General features: G+C 36.7%; 12 protein-coding genes. 3 read left to right on the forward strand and 9 right to left on the reverse strand.

The window, feature by feature from the left end; genetic code table 11:
• Position 1 precedes the first annotated feature (1 nt).
• The 5 genes from B8977_RS13450 to pepT all read right to left on the reverse strand — a co-directional run bounded on the left by B8977_RS13450 (position 2) and on the right by pepT (position 9,667).
• Positions 2-664: a head GIN domain-containing protein gene (locus B8977_RS13450; protein WP_143736527.1), complete on the reverse strand. Its 663-nt coding sequence runs from the start codon at positions 662-664 to the stop codon at positions 2-4.
• Between the two features lie 116 nt (positions 665-780).
• Entirely contained in the window at positions 781-4,059 is a 3,279-nt protein-coding gene (locus B8977_RS13455) for an Ig-like domain-containing protein (protein WP_084018497.1), read from the reverse strand.
• Between the two features lie 85 nt (positions 4,060-4,144).
• Positions 4,145-7,516 carry a T9SS type A sorting domain-containing protein gene (locus B8977_RS13460; RefSeq protein WP_084018501.1) on the reverse strand — a complete coding sequence of 1,124 codons (3,372 nt, stop codon included), beginning with the start codon at positions 7,514-7,516 and terminating at the stop codon, positions 4,145-4,147.
• A 190-nt stretch (positions 7,517-7,706) separates the two neighbouring features.
• Positions 7,707-8,330 carry a DUF6146 family protein gene (locus tag B8977_RS13465; RefSeq protein ID WP_084018504.1) on the reverse strand — a complete coding sequence of 208 codons (624 nt, stop codon included), beginning with the start codon at positions 8,328-8,330 and terminating at the stop codon, positions 7,707-7,709.
• Between the two features lie 92 nt (positions 8,331-8,422).
• Entirely contained in the window at positions 8,423-9,667 is a 1,245-nt protein-coding gene (gene pepT / locus B8977_RS13470) for a peptidase T (RefSeq protein ID WP_084018507.1), read from the reverse strand.
• Positions 9,668-9,733: 66 nt separating this feature from the next.
• Between pepT and B8977_RS13475 the strand changes: the two genes are divergently transcribed.
• From B8977_RS13475 to B8977_RS13485, 3 genes are read left to right on the forward strand one after another with little or no spacing between them, the layout of a single operon-like run.
• Positions 9,734-10,591 (forward strand): hydroxymethylglutaryl-CoA lyase, encoded by an 858-nt coding sequence (locus tag B8977_RS13475; protein WP_245828566.1) that lies wholly within the window; start codon positions 9,734-9,736, stop codon positions 10,589-10,591.
• Between the two features lie 39 nt (positions 10,592-10,630).
• Positions 10,631-11,500 (forward strand): hypothetical protein, encoded by an 870-nt coding sequence (locus B8977_RS13480; RefSeq protein ID WP_084018510.1) that lies wholly within the window; start codon positions 10,631-10,633, stop codon positions 11,498-11,500.
• A gap of 35 nt (positions 11,501-11,535) precedes the next feature.
• Positions 11,536-12,891, forward strand: a complete 1,356-nt coding sequence (locus tag B8977_RS13485; RefSeq protein ID WP_084018513.1) for a peptidylprolyl isomerase — start codon at positions 11,536-11,538, stop codon at positions 12,889-12,891.
• A 194-nt stretch (positions 12,892-13,085) separates the two neighbouring features.
• Here the strand turns inward: B8977_RS13485 and ftsY are convergent, their stop codons facing one another.
• The 4 genes from ftsY to rpmB form a co-directional block, all read right to left on the reverse strand.
• Positions 13,086-14,042 (reverse strand): signal recognition particle-docking protein FtsY, encoded by a 957-nt coding sequence (ftsY, locus tag B8977_RS13490; protein ID WP_084018516.1) that lies wholly within the window; start codon positions 14,040-14,042, stop codon positions 13,086-13,088.
• 99 nt (positions 14,043-14,141) lie between these two features.
• Positions 14,142-14,291 carry a DUF4295 domain-containing protein gene (locus B8977_RS13495; RefSeq protein ID WP_084018519.1) on the reverse strand — a complete coding sequence of 50 codons (150 nt, stop codon included), beginning with the start codon at positions 14,289-14,291 and terminating at the stop codon, positions 14,142-14,144.
• Positions 14,292-14,302: 11 nt separating this feature from the next.
• Complete coding sequence (gene rpmG / locus B8977_RS13500) at positions 14,303-14,485, reverse strand: 50S ribosomal protein L33 (protein WP_084018523.1); 183 nt, start codon at positions 14,483-14,485, stop codon at positions 14,303-14,305.
• Between the two features lie 12 nt (positions 14,486-14,497).
• Positions 14,498-14,734: a 50S ribosomal protein L28 gene (rpmB, locus tag B8977_RS13505; RefSeq protein WP_084018526.1), complete on the reverse strand. Its 237-nt coding sequence runs from the start codon at positions 14,732-14,734 to the stop codon at positions 14,498-14,500.
• Between the last annotated feature and the right edge of the window lie 10 nt (positions 14,735-14,744).

Consider the following 14,744-nt stretch of genomic DNA (forward strand, 5'->3'; position numbering starts at 1 on the left):
TCTAATGTATGTGAACTTTTCCTCCGGCAATTTTTTCCTGTGTTACCTGAGCACCGCCAAATATATGAATATTTCCCCCGGCACGTGTTTTGGCATTGACAGATTCTGTGGCATAAACTTTGGCTTCTCCGCCTGCATTTACGGTAACTTCAGTTTTTGCAGTTTCCAATTTTTCTCCATCATAAATCCCGCCGGAGTTGGAAATTACAGATTGAAAATCTGCAGTTCCATTCACATAAATTTTACCGCCGGTATTGGTTTTAATTTCCAATGAATTAGTTTCGATGGGCAAACGGATTTCCGCACCTTCTTTTGCGTTCAATAAAATTGTGGAAGCACTAATAGGATTTTCAGATGAAATGTATGCACCTTCATTGGCATGAATTTCATTTAATCCTTGATAGTAAAGTATTACTTTTACTTCATCACCTTTGAGCAGATTTTTTGTATTCATTCGGATTTTAAGCTGTTGGTTTTTAGTAATTAATTCTACTTCGTTTGCTCGGGAGCCGGAAATTTCAATGTAATCTTTGTCTGATTTGACCAATGTAACCGGAATTTTATCGAAAACTTCCACAAAATTAAATTCGCCTAAATTTTGTGTTTTTTGAGCGAATGATATAGAAAATAAGGCGATTATTAGGATTGAAAATATGGTTTTCATCTTTGAATTTTTTGCGAATTTAATTTCAAAGATTAAGCCAAAAAGAATTTTGATTTTCAACCTACGAGTTCTAAATATTTAAATTTAATTTAAAATTAAAAATCGAATTTAAATTATCAATTCCTTAAATTGATGTGTCCTGAAATTCTGTCTCCGTTTTCCAAAGTTAAAATGTACCAATAGCTTCCACTAGGAAGAGATTGACCGTTGTATTTTCCGTCCCATTCATAATTTGTTTGCAATACTTTATCAACAAACTGTTTTCCATATCTGTCGAATATTTGTAATCTGGAGTTGGGGTAAGCTTCGATACCTCTTATTTGCCATGTGTCGTTTCTGCCATCTCCGTTTGGGCTGATGAAATTGGGTACACCAATTATGCCTGCTTGTTTGGATGAGGAACCACAACCCTTTATGTCACGTACATAAACGTAGTAAATTCCTGATTGCAGATTTGTAAAAACCGGACTGCTTTGCCAAAAGATGTTGTTTAGACTGTACTCAAAGGGTCCGTTTCCGGAAACAGAGATTGTAAGCGTATTTTCTGTTGTTTTGATTTCTGTGATGGCTGGTGCAGTTGAGAAACTTACTTCAAGGTCTCTGAAAATGGGACAAGGTATAGCATTGATTCCTGCGATGAGCTTATACAATCCTTCTTCTGTGAAAACAATATTTGGCCCTGTACTTATGATGTTGCCATACTGGTCAGTCCATTCGTAATAATCAAATCCTTCAGGAGCAGTAAATTCGTAGGATGTTCCCTCACAGATTAATATATCTTCCAATTCCTGCATCTCGGGAGTCGGATACACGGTTACTGTTATGGGTTTTCTCTCTGATGTGCAGCTTCCTGTTTGAGACTCCAACCAAAATGTGGTGGTAACCGTAAGTTCTATTGAATAGGTATTCCCTGTATGGATGGGTGATCCAGAGAATTCAGATGTGTACCAATTTATTATCTCTCCGGTTGAACTGACTGTAATCGTAACGGGCTGGGCAACACAACTGATAATTTCTTCTTCCGGTAAATAGAGTTCTGGAGTTTCAACAACTTCTATCGTCATAGTTATTTCTTGTGTTGAACATAGTTCTTCATCGGGATGAAAAGTATAAGTTGTCGTTACAGTATTGTTGGCTACCGGTGTCCAATTTCCAGTAATTCCGTTGATGGATTGATTTGGTAAGGTAAATTCTTGACCATAACAAACGGGTTCTATCTGCTCAAACTGTGGAATTATTTCATCGATAACAAATGCTTCTACAGGAATTCTTTCGCTATTACAGTTTTCAGTGCTTACAGCTTCTGCATAAAAGGTAACAGAGCTGTTGAGAGGAGGAGTGATGAAAGGATTTCCTGTGAAAACAGGATTTGTGTCAAATTCGTTTTCGTACCAATTTACTGTAATTCCGTTGGTTGCTACACTCAGTTCAGAAGAACTTCCAATACAAACCGGATCTGCTGCTAAAGATTCGATTGTCGGTAATTGGTTTACCATTATAATGAGTCTCTGTCTTTCGGATATACATTCACCTGCCTGAGCTTCTATCCAATAAGTTGTGGTTTGATTTAATTCAGGAGTAGTGTAACTCATACCAACAAAAAAAGGAATTTCATCAAATTCTCCATTGTACCATTTTACTGTATTTTCTACAGCAGTCTGAACTTCTATGGTGATAGAATTTCCTAAGCAAATCTCTACCATTTCATCAATGGAAAATTCTGGAGTATTATTAATTATTAAATCAAAAGTGCGCAAAACAAAACATCCATTTTCGTCTTCTATTCTTACCCAGATTGTAGTGGTTTCATCTGTAGTGTAAGCAGTCTGTGGATTTTCATTATTTTCAGCTTCTTCTTGGGATAAATGAAATGTAACGATGTCAGAAGCGTTTCCTACATTAATTTCATCTAAATTAAAGGTATAAGATTCTCCTTCATCTAAACAAACTTCTAAATCAGACATTTGCTCAACATTCGGCGGACCGGTTATTGTAATTTCAAAAGTGCGGATGTGTTCTTCTCCATCTACTATCAAAGTTAGGGTAACTGTATATGTGCCAGGTTCAGAATAATTGTGTTGTGGATACATTTCCGTAGATTCTTGTCCATCTCCAAAGTTCCAATGAACGCTCTCGATTTCACCACCTTGATAACAATAGTTAAAATCCAAAGTATTTCCCGAACAATAAAGCTGTTCTTCATCTATCGATAATCCATTGACATTTATGGATACCCGAAAATAATTATTTAGAAAAGTAGGCAATCCAAATGAAGGAGTCATTTGGGTTATATAGGGACTTAAATCTATATACTTGCGGTCATAAGAGGGAACCTCTCCTGTTCCAGGATTATAGGCTACATCCGGATTTTTGATAGCACCAATGTATTTACTACTCGAATCCTGATGTCCTGAATTATAAATTTTCCCGTCCAAAGCTAATTGTAATGCTCCATAATGTGCATTTAAGGAAACTATATATTTCGAATTTATGATCGAAGGAGCAGTTAAATTATATTGTTCTATATATACTTTCAGTGTATTCCCTAAGATTATATTTGTGGCATATAATAGATTTCCATTTGGAGAAAATTCAATACCATAATAATTTCCGGGTGTGGTTGTAGGCTCGTATAAAATAGTTTCATTCGAAACAATTCCTGTTTCAGTATCAAAGTCATAAACAGATAAATAGCCTGCATTTTCATTGTTGGCTGAAGAAAACATACCCATGCCCAATTTTGAACCATCAGGTGATGCCTTTAAATAACCTATAAATTTCTCACTACCTATGGTTGAAGGAGAAATTATCGGGTTTAAATCTATTCCGTGTTCATCAATTGAAAAAGCATAAAAATTACCTTCGAAATGGGTTACGATCCAATAACCTGTTTTATCAGAATTACTTATTGCCGCCAACTTTTCATAACCTTGCTGAATTCCGTTTATAGGAATTTCGATATTCTTTTCTAGGACAGCGCCCATCCCGCCATTGAGGCTCATGTCAATTATATTGTATTGAATTCCTTTTTGGCGTCGTTCTCGTGCATCTATCGTAAATAAATAATAGAGATTGCAATCATTTGGTTTGGGTAAAATAACGGCAGATGAAGTACTTGAAGAATGACCATTTAAACCCTGACCATTTTGCATGATGTTATGGGTTCGATCATAAACTTTTTGACCATCTGAATAAAACAGTAAATTTCCATATTCATCGGAAATACTTGTGCATCCTTCCATCGTTTCAACCATACCATTGGTGTCAATTGCCGGATTTCCACTGGTAAAATCCAAACCAACATTGTAACCAAAATACCAATATGCTTTCTGTAATTGGGCGTTTAAGCTTACGGAAACAACGAAAAGGAAAAATATATTACAGAGATATTTCATTTAAATTTTTGAAAATGAATTAAACCCGATGACTTATTGGTGAGATATGAAAGTCATCGGGATTTAATCTGAGTAGAAATGATGATTATTTTTTGATGATTTTAAATGTTTCAACTTGATCTCCCTCAAGTATTACTCTAAATACATAAGCTCCCGGAGTCAATGAATCAACATTAATTTGTCCATTCGTAACTTTTAAATCATTGATTACTTTCTGACCGGTTAAATTAAATACCGATACTGATTTCACCTTAGATTTGGATGATATGTTCAGTATGTCTTTTACTGGGTTTGGATAATATGAAAATTCAAAAGAATTTAAATCTGAAACTCCTAATTCTGAGCAAATCAACTCAAAAGCAAGCTGGTCTTTCGAATCCATACTTTCCCACACATCGTCTGTCCAATTATAAGCCGCATCCGGATGACCAAGCCTCATCGGTTCAAATTCAGTATATCCCCAGCCCATTGAATTGCAATCTATTTGTATCCAGTAGGTTGTATTTGGTTGAAATACAACCGGATCAAATTTAACTGTGTATTTTAGAACCGGTACAGAAAATAAAGTTCCCAAGTTTTCACTGCTTTCTATGGCTCCGGCTCTGGTAAACAATTCTTCTCCCGGAATTCCATCGTTATCTTCAAAAAATATAAAATTAAAATACGTGGACGGACTAAGAACGGTAGGCACAAACCCCTCTATTGTATAACCATTGTCACCCACCGGAATGTCTACAGCATATTGAGTTCCAAAGCTTCCTACGTGTCCCAAAGTCATAGCATCTTGCATATTGTCTGAAGGAACTAAAGTGGTTTCACAATTAAGCTCAGCTGGTGCTTCACCACAGGTCAAACTGATTTCATAAGCACCTTTTGACAGCGATTCAGGATAAATTTTACCTTCTACCATAATGATATAAGTTGAAATCCCGTCTGAAACAAAAGATAATTCTGACTGATTTCCATGACAGGATAAAGAATTACTGTTAGCAACAATCTCTTCTGTTAATGCACAGTCTTTGAACACACGTAAATATGTATTGTATGTAGATCCGCAAAGTGAAACTGTCACAAGTTCAGGCTCACCTTCTCCGGTGTAAGAATAAAATACGTCAGACGTGGAATTACCACCTGAGTCAGTTGCAAAAATAGTGTTACCCATTTCTGTTTCTCCACAAGATAGCGCTATTGCATCTTCACAGTTGTCATTTGCAGGTATATCTGTTCCTGTACAATTAACTTTCAACTCATAATTACCAAAGCTTGAACCAGCTCCTTCAATCATAATAACGTAATTCGAAGTTCCGTCGGAAGTAAAACTGACCTGCGACTGCGTGCCACAGAAATTATCATTAAATGCAATTTCATTTGTCAAAGTACAATCCGAATATACTCTTATATATGTGTCATAGTTCGATCCGCACAAGGATAGCGTTACAAATTCCTCCGTACCGTTTCCTGTATAAGTATAGAATACATCTTTGGCAGGATTTCCTCCTGAATCTGATGCTCCCATAGTAGAGCCTGTATAGGTGTTACCACAAGTAAGTGCTATCGCGTCTTCACAGTTGTCGTTTTCAGGTATCACAGGACAATCTTCTGAAATCACATTCATTGTATATTCTCCTAATTTATTATAGTTTATCGCAATTGGAATATAATAAGTTCCCGCAGGCAGGTCATAGAAATGAACGGTTCCCAACTCATAAGTTCCTTCACAACTTGTGTTGTTGGCAATTCCCGTTGTATAAGTTGTAGCTGAACAGGAATCTAAATAGACTTTCAACATACTCCAGTAATTCACAATTTCCGAATCCGTTCCGCAAAAATCTATGGTCAGATTATTACAACTTCCCGTAAGGGTCACAGCTTCCCAAACCACAGGCTTTCCAAATACACTTATTTCGTGGGGATTTGAGGTTCCGCCTAAAGTTGTACCGTTAAAGGTCACGGGAATTCCGTTGATCAGTTCCGTTGGTATAACATCCTCGCAATTATCGTTTGCCGGCGCAGTTGGACAGTCTTCCGAAAGCACGGTCATTGTATATTCGCCCAGAGTGCTACTTGATAAGTCAGTTATGACCGGAATATAGTAGGTTCCGGCAGGAAGGTTGTACCAATATAAAGTTAACTTACCGTCTTCACAGCTTGAAAAGTCAGTGGTATTGGAATACATTCTTTCTCCTGCCGTTGGAGAGCAGCTTTGTGTAATGAAACTGTTCATACCAACATTAGTGCTTGCCGGGGTTCCGCAGTAGCTTACGGAAAGTGTATTGCATTCTCCGGTAATGGTTACTGCTTCCCATACTACAGGTCTATTGCCTGCAATAACCGTCTCTGCTGGATTTGCAGTCGCTCCCACAGTAGTACCAGAAAAACTGGCAGAAATTCCGTTAGTAAGCTGTGTTGGCGCTACGTCCACGCAGTTATCATTTGCAGGGGCAGGAGGACAATTTTCGGAAATAACATTCATCGTGTAACTTCCTGTCGGATTGCCGCTATATGGGTCAAGTATGACTGGAAGATAATAAATCCCCGAGGGTAAATTATAGAAATGAGCTGTTGTATTTCCATCACTACAGGTTGAGGTATCAGAACGGTGTGCTGAAAAATATTCAGATGCAGGACAACTCTTTGTGTAGTATATGGTTGATGCGAATTGAGACGTAGTTCCACAAAAGTCCACTGTAAGATTATTGCATTCACCTGTCAGGGTTACTGCCTCCCAAACAACAGGTCTTCCAAAAACACTTAACTCTTCCGGACTCGCAGTTTGCATCTCGGTTTGACCTGTAAAACTAACGGAAGTCCCGTTGGTCAACACAGTAGGAGTAATGTCTTCGCAGTTATCATTCGCAGGAGCAGAAGGACAAGCCACTGCAATCACGTTCATCGTGTATTCTCCCAATGTACTGTAATCAGGGTTTGCCATAATCGGAAGATAATAAGTTCCTGCGGGCAAATTTTTAAACGTATAACTTTTATTACCATCATCGCAATCATTATATTCATTGGGATAAGAAAAATCACTGAAAAAGCAATCTTTTGCGGCGATGGTATATATTTCGTTCATATTGCCGGCAGCAGTTCCGCAAAAGTCCACAGTCAATGTACTACATTCTGTCAGCGTTACGGCTTCCCATACCACCGCTTCTCCCAAATTATTCATCTCATCATCACTAGCAGTTCCTCCGACGGTGGTACCTATGAAAGTAACAGGAATGCCATTGGTTAATTGTATTGGCGTAACATCTTCACAGTTGTCATTAGCTGGTGGAGATAGAATTCCATTCTCCTTTAAAGTTCCATAAGAATTTGTATCGTCTTTATTGAGTTCAGAAGATTCTGTGTTGGATAATAGTGAACTTCTCGCCTGAGCCCATAATGAGCCTAAAAAAGATTGACCAGTTAATAGGACTAAAGATAAAAATCCTATATAAAATAAATATTTTCTCATGATTATTATTAGTTTATTTAGACTAAATTAAAATAACAAAATTAACGTACTTATTGAATGAACTGCTATAATGCGTTATGATATTTATCAATGCACTATAAATCAATAATATTTATTTTATAAAATGGAGATTTTGAGAAGTGTAAAAACAAATATTAGTTTATCTATTTGTTTTTCTTTCATATCTAAATCACAAAAGAGAAACCGAATGTTTCTCTTCAATGAATTTAAAAAACATATACAATTTATGTTCAAATTCTAATCCGTAAAAAATTTTGGAATCATAGTCAATAGGCATTTCATAAATTTCAGGATTGCCTATCAAAACTCTTTGATTCCATACTGAAACATATCGTTGATTTTTGTTTTGTAAATAATTCAAAGTAAAAGTTCCCGCTGAAGGCTGCATTTTTAAGAAATTATCATACCCCAAATCCAAAACGGTGAGGTCGTATTCATTTGATTTAGAGTTTAAATCCTTTGTTGTAACAACAATTACATATTCTTTATTAATACTAAAATTTAATTCCTTTGTTTCCATTCTTTTAACGGATTTAATTTCGTCTGGTTTTAAGTTTTTAATTGTATCAAAAGAAACCGGAACACCATTTAGAATATATAAAATATTTTCCCCTTCACTGATTGAATTAATCTTTGTAATTTCTAAATCTTTATTTTTATGAGACTGAATGACTAAACAACTTGGTGAATTTGTTAGCATTTCTCCTATACTTTGATTTTTAAAACCCAAAGAATCTACCTGCGCCCAACTAACAAAAGGTAAAATCAAAATAAGTAGAAATATTTTTTTCATAGCAAAAGAGTTTGGTTTTTAAAGATAAGAAAAATCCTCACAAATTTTTAAAACTTGTGAGGACTCTTATGTCTAAATACTTGTGTCTATGTTTAATCTTTCTCTGCAACCAATTCTCCGATTCTTACAATCACTTCCGTTGCTTTTTCCATAGACTGCAAAGGAACATATTCGTAAGGTCCGTGGAAATTGTGTCCGCCTGCGAAAATGTTCGGACAAGGCAATCCCATAAAACTCAAACGAGAACCATCAGTTCCGCCGCGAATCGGTTTGATGTTTGGTTCGATTCCTACATCTTTCAATGCTTGTTCAGCAATTTCAACCGAAATAAATTTTTCCTTAACCTTTTCGATCATGTTGTAATATTGGTCTTTCATTTCCAGCGTTACATTGTCCTCGCCGTATTGCTCTTTGAATTCATTTACAATTTGCTGGATCAAATCTTTTCTGGCATTGAATTGTTCCATGTCGTGGTCACGGATGATGTATTGCAATTCCGCTTCCGAAACATTTCCTTTCATCGTATGCAAATGGAAAAATCCTTCACGTCCGGTTGTTTGTTCAGGAACTTCGTCTTCCGGTAATTCATCCGCAAATTCTCTCGCGATTTTGTTCGCATTGACCATTTGGTCTTTTGCATAACCGGGGTGCACGCTTTTTCCTTTGAAAGTGATGTGCGCATAAGCCGCATTGAAATTCTCGTATTCCAACTCGCCGATTTCGCTTCCGTCCATCGTATAAGCCCATTCCGCTCCGAATTTTTCAACCGGATAAAAATCTGCGCCACGACCTACTTCTTCGTCAGGTGTAAATCCGATGGCAATTCTTCCATGTTTGATTTCAGGATGAGCCATCAAATATTCTGCTGCTGTAACGATTTCTGCAACACCCGCTTTGTCATCTGCACCCAACAAAGTTGTTCCATCAGTTGTGATGATAGTTTGCCCTTTGTATTGTTTCAACTCAGGAAATTCATCGGGATTTAAATTCATTTTTAATTCTGCATTCAACAAAATATTTCCGCCGTCATAATTTTCAATGATTTGCGGTTTTACATTTTCTCCCGAATAATCTGGCGAAGTATCAAAGTGAGAAATGAATCCGATGGTCGGCACTTTTTTGTCAATATTGGAAGGTATAAATCCCATCACATATGCGTTTTCATCGATGGAAACATCTTCCAGTCCGATTGATTTTAATTCTTCAAATAAATATTTGGCAATGTCCCATTGTCTTTCTGAGCTGGGGAATTGCTCTTGAAACGGAATGCTTTCCGAATAAAAACTTACATATTTTAAAAATCTGTTTTTTAGTTTATCACTCCAAATTTTGTCCATCTTCTTTAAAATTTTTGGTAAAAGTAGGAAATTCTATATCTTTCCATTCGCAAATAACAAACAAAAATGAGCCAAAAGATAAAGATTGTGGATTGTCCGAGAGATGCGATGCAGGGACGGCATGAATTTATTCCGACTCAGGATAAAATCGACCATCTTCAGAAATTGCTGAAAGTAGGTTTTGAAATGATTGACTGCGGAAGTTTTGTTTCTCCGAAAATCATTCCGCAAATGGCTGATACAAAAGAAGTTTTAAACGGGATTGATAGATCAAATTCAGAAACGAAATTATCGGTAATTATAGCAAGTGAAGGCGGTGCAGACCGCGCATTGGCACATGATAAAGTGGATGTTTTAGGATTTCCATTTTCTATTTCGGAACAATTTCAACAAGACAATACCAACAAAAGCCGTGAGGAAGCATTTGAAGCTGTAAAAAATATCCAGAAAAAATTAGAAGGTTCTGACAAAGAACTTTTGATTTATTTTTCGATGGCATTTGGAAATCCGTATAAAGATGAATGGAGCGTGGAGTTGGTAAAAGATTGGGCAAATAAATTTGCGGATATTGGAATCACTAAAATTAATTTATCCGATACAACTTCTGTTGCAAATCCTGAAGATGTGAGCGAATTATTTCAAAATTTAATTCCTAAATATCCTGAAATCGAATTCGGAGCGCATTTCCATTCCGAATACAACGAATGGTTTACGAAAGTGGACGCCGCTTATCAAAATGGTTGCCGTAGTTTTGACGGAGCCATCAAAGGTTTTGGCGGATGTCCGATGGCAAAAAGCGATTTGGTAGGGAACATTCCGACAGAAAAATTAATTACTTACGCAGAAAGTGTAAAAGCAGAACACGGATTGAATTTATTTGCCTTTGAAGCCGCTTATAATTCTGCTTTGAAAGTGATGGGATAATGAAAGACAAATAAATTCGTTCTAAGAAAAATAAGATTAATGAAAGTGAAGTTGATTTGGATTTTGATTGTAGTTGGATTTGTTTCGTGCAAAGACAAATTAGAATTCTCAAAAAAGAAAGCAGAAGACGAAAAAATAATTGTTCAATACGGCGAACATTTCCTTACTGATAAAGATATTCGATTGATTTTGCCAAAAGACGTGAGCAAAGAAGACAGCGCAAAGTTGGTTAAAACCTACATCGAGGAATGGGTAAAAAAGAAAGCAATCGTTGACAAAGCAGAAGAAAATATAGATGAGCTGACACTCAAGGAAATAGACAATAAAATGGTCGAATACCGTCAGGATCTATTAATCAACGCTTATAATAATTATCTCATTGAAAAAAATCTGAAAGATTCTTTACCTGAAAGTGAGATTTTATCATATTTTGAAAAACACAAAGAAAGTTTTCCATTGAGCAAAGACATCGTTCAGTACCGTTATGTTTCTGTCAATAAATCGGATGAATTACGTGCTGAAAAATTATTTAATTCAGGAAATGATGAAGATTTTGATGAATTGATGAAAATCGTGCTGACTTCAGGAAATCATTACCATGACAAAGACAGCGTATGGTATGGCGCAGACATACTGCCGGCACAAATTCCGATGCTGAATGGTGCGGATAATTTGAGAGAATTATTGAATAGAAGACGCTTGAAAATCACAAATGATTCCCTCGTGACGATGGTTAAAATTCTTAAATTAAAGCCAAAAGGAAGTGAAGCACCGTTTAATTTTGTTAAACCTACGATAAAAAATCTTTTACTTAACAAAAGAAAGTTAAATTTGCTCGGCGATTTACAAAAACAATTGTACAAAGAAGCCATTAACAATAATGAAATCAAAATAAATGAAAAGCCCTGAGCCGTTCATTTGACTTTAAAACATAACATTTACAAATGAAATCAAACAAATACATTTTATCATTCCTTTGTGTGATGGCAGCTGTCATCGCTTTTGCACAGCCAAAACCTGAGGACAAGCAATTTAAGTTAGATGGAGTTGCAGCTGTGGTTGGGAATGAAATCATTTTGGATTCTGACATTGAACGTGATTTCGTTCAGGCGAAAGCACAAGGTTATCAGATAGAAAATGAATGTGAATTCCTTGAAAACATTTTGGTTGACAAAATTTTATTATCCAAAGCAAAGGAAGATACTTTGATCAACATCACAGATGACCAGGTAACACGTCAGGTAGATGGGACGATTCAAAGATTTTTAACACAAGGTCCTGAGGCGGAAATCCTTAAGTTCTTTGGTTACAATACCATGGCAGAATTTAAACAGGAATTGCGTGGAATTATGAAAGATCAGGCCTATTCACAAGAAAAGCAAAGTTTAATTACCAAAGGAATTGATGCTACACCGGAAGAAGTTCGTTTGTTTTACGAGCAATACAAAGATGAATTACCGGAAGTCCCGGAAGAAGTTGAAATCAGTCACATCGTCGTTTATCCGGATATTTTTCCGGAAAATGAACAAAAAGTCATCGATCAATTGGCTACAATCAAAAAAGAAGTTGAAGAAGGAGCGAGTTTCGCGACCAAAGCGATTTTGTATTCCAACGACCCTGGTTCGTCGAGCAACGGAGGTTTGATGACCAAAGTAACCCGCGGAATGATGGTGCCTGAATTTGATGCCGTGATTTTCAATTTGCAGGAAGGCGAGATTTCAGATCCATTCAAAACTGATTTCGGTTACCACATTGCGATGATGGACAAAAGAAAAGGACAGGAGGTAGATGTGCGCCACATTTTGATTCAGTTGAAACCAACACCGGAAGAAATTGCAATTACCAAATCCAGATTAGATTCTTTGAGCTTATTGGTATCAAAAGGAGAATTGACTTTCAAAGAAGTTGCTTCCCGTTTTTCAGTTGACAAATATACCAAATTCAATGCAGGAAGATTGAGCGATAACCAAACAGGAGAAGACCGTCTGGAGCGTTCTAAATTACCAGCAAAAACTTTGGCAGCAATTGCTACCTTAAACGAAGGGGATATTTCATCTACTTTCGAAGATGAGTTTGACAGACGTATGGTTTTGAAAATTGTACAATTGAGAAGAGTAGTTCCGGCACATAAAGTGAACTATGAAACCGATTATTCAAGATTGAAAAATATGACAATCAATACCAAAAGGCAAGAAATTTTGATGAAATGGGTAGGGGAACAAATCCCTGATACATTCATAAAAGTTGATGATGAATACAACAATTGTGAATTCAAATTAAATTGGGACAAATCCGAATAAGATTTAAATCCATTAAATATAAATACAAACGCATCCGTGAAAACTGATGCGTTTTTTATTTCAAACCTTCGATGATAGAAATGACATTTATGAATTTGAACTTGATTTTTGGGCGACTTATCGGGCTGCTTCGGGGTTCCGTACTCGCTCACGCTCGCACCAAGCCCTTCGTATCCCGGTCGCATTTTTAAAGATTATTTCCCAAAGAAGCTGTCCACAAATTCAAATTTGTCAAAAGCCTGCAGATCATTCATTCCTTCACCGACACCGATGTATTTTACCGGAATCTGAAACTGATCAGAGATACCGATTACCACGCCGCCTTTTGCAGTACCATCAAGTTTGGTAACGGCAAGAGCAGAAACTTCAGTCGCTTGCGTAAATTGTTTCGCCTGCTCAAATGCATTTTGTCCTGTGGAACCATCCAAAACCAATAAAACTTCATGTGGTGCATCCGGATAAACCTTCTGCATCACACGTTTGATTTTCGAAAGTTCATTCATCAGATTCACTTTATTGTGCAAACGTCCCGCAGTATCGATCAAAACCACATCAGCACCTTGTGCTTTGGCAGACTGCAACGTATCAAACGCCACCGAGGCAGGATCCGATCCCATTGCTTGTTTCACAATCGTCACACCTACTCGTTCTGCCCAAATGACCAATTGGTCAACTGCAGCCGCACGGAAAGTATCGCCTGCACCCAATACAACTTTTTTACCGTTTTGTTTGAACTGATGTGCCAGTTTGCCAATGGTAGTAGTTTTCCCAACGCCGTTGACGCCGACCACCATGATGACATAAGGTTCATTTTTTACAGGGATTTCAAATCCTCGGGTCCGATCGGAATTGTTCTCCGAAAGTAAACCAGCAATTTCCTCACGCAAAATGCGGTTGAGTTCGTCAGTACCTACATATTTATCACGTGCAACGCGTTCTTCTATTCTTTTGATGATTTTTAATGTTGTTTCCACGCCGACATCAGAAGTGATGAGCACTTCTTCTAAGTTGTCAAGGACTTCGTCGTCAACTTTTGATTTTCCGGCAACGGAACGGCTGAGTTTGTCGAAAAATGATTGTTTAGATTTTTCTAATCCTTCGTCTAATTTTTCTTTGCTTTCTTTACCGAGAATTTTTTTGAACCAGCTCACGTATTTTAATTTCTTTAAGTTGCAAAGATAAGGAGTTGAAACAAAAAAAGGTCACAAATTTGTGACCTTTAAAACCTTTAAAATATTGTAATCGTAATTTTATTTGAAGAAGCTATCGACTTCGTCAGCATTCATTACTTTTTCTTCAAAAATGTAAGCACCAGTTTTCGGCGATTTTACCATTTTGATAACCTTCGTCATTTTCTTAGATGCACCTGTTTGTAAGGTTGCTACGGTCTTTTTTGCCATGGTTCGCTAATTTATTTGATTTCTTTATGAACTGTATATTTCTTCAAAACCGGATTGAATTTTTTCAATTCAATTCTGTCAGGAGTGTTCTTTTTATTTTTCGTAGTGATATAACGAGACATTCCCGGCATACCGCTTTCTTTGTGTTCAGTACATTCCAAAATTACCTGAACTCTGTTTCCTTTCTTTGCCATGATTAATTATTATTAAGCGATTAATCCGTTTTTACGTCCACGTTTTACTGCTTCTTCTACACCGATTTTGTTAATGGTTTTTAATCCATTAGCAGAAACTTTAAGTGTAATCCACTCTCCGGTTTCCGGCATGAAAAATTTCTTTTTAAACAAATTCACTTCAAAAGTGCGCTTTGATTTATTGTTAGCATGAGAAACATTGTTTCCCACCATTCTCTTCTTACCTGTGATTTGACAAATTTTAGACATTTGTTCTGTG

It is taken from the genome of Moheibacter sediminis (assembly GCF_900176425.1).
GTDB classification, from domain to species: domain Bacteria; phylum Bacteroidota; class Bacteroidia; order Flavobacteriales; family Weeksellaceae; genus Moheibacter; species Moheibacter sediminis.

What these genes read in the sequence shown, in the direction of transcription:
- pepT (WP_084018507.1), bottom strand. Translation starts at nt 9,667, where the DNA reads ATGGACAAAATTTGGAGTGATAAACTAAAAAACAGATTTTTAAAATAT.
- rpmG (WP_084018523.1), bottom strand. Translation starts at nt 14,485, where the DNA reads ATGGCAAAGAAAGGAAACAGAGTTCAGGTAATTTTGGAATGTACTGAA.
- B8977_RS13460 (WP_084018501.1), bottom strand. Translation starts at nt 7,516, where the DNA reads ATGAGAAAATATTTATTTTATATAGGATTTTTATCTTTAGTCCTATTA.
- B8977_RS13455 (WP_084018497.1), bottom strand. Translation starts at nt 4,059, where the DNA reads ATGAAATATCTCTGTAATATATTTTTCCTTTTCGTTGTTTCCGTAAGC.
- B8977_RS13465 (WP_084018504.1), bottom strand. Translation starts at nt 8,330, where the DNA reads ATGAAAAAAATATTTCTACTTATTTTGATTTTACCTTTTGTTAGTTGG.
- B8977_RS13495 (WP_084018519.1), bottom strand. Translation starts at nt 14,291, where the DNA reads ATGGCAAAAAAGACCGTAGCAACCTTACAAACAGGTGCATCTAAGAAA.
- B8977_RS13475 (WP_245828566.1), top strand. Translation starts at nt 9,734, where the DNA reads ATGAGCCAAAAGATAAAGATTGTGGATTGTCCGAGAGATGCGATGCAG.
- B8977_RS13450 (WP_143736527.1), bottom strand. Translation starts at nt 664, where the DNA reads ATGAAAACCATATTTTCAATCCTAATAATCGCCTTATTTTCTATATCA.
- rpmB (WP_084018526.1), bottom strand. Translation starts at nt 14,734, where the DNA reads ATGTCTAAAATTTGTCAAATCACAGGTAAGAAGAGAATGGTGGGAAAC.
- B8977_RS13485 (WP_084018513.1), top strand. Translation starts at nt 11,536, where the DNA reads ATGAAATCAAACAAATACATTTTATCATTCCTTTGTGTGATGGCAGCT.
- B8977_RS13480 (WP_084018510.1), top strand. Translation starts at nt 10,631, where the DNA reads ATGAAAGTGAAGTTGATTTGGATTTTGATTGTAGTTGGATTTGTTTCG.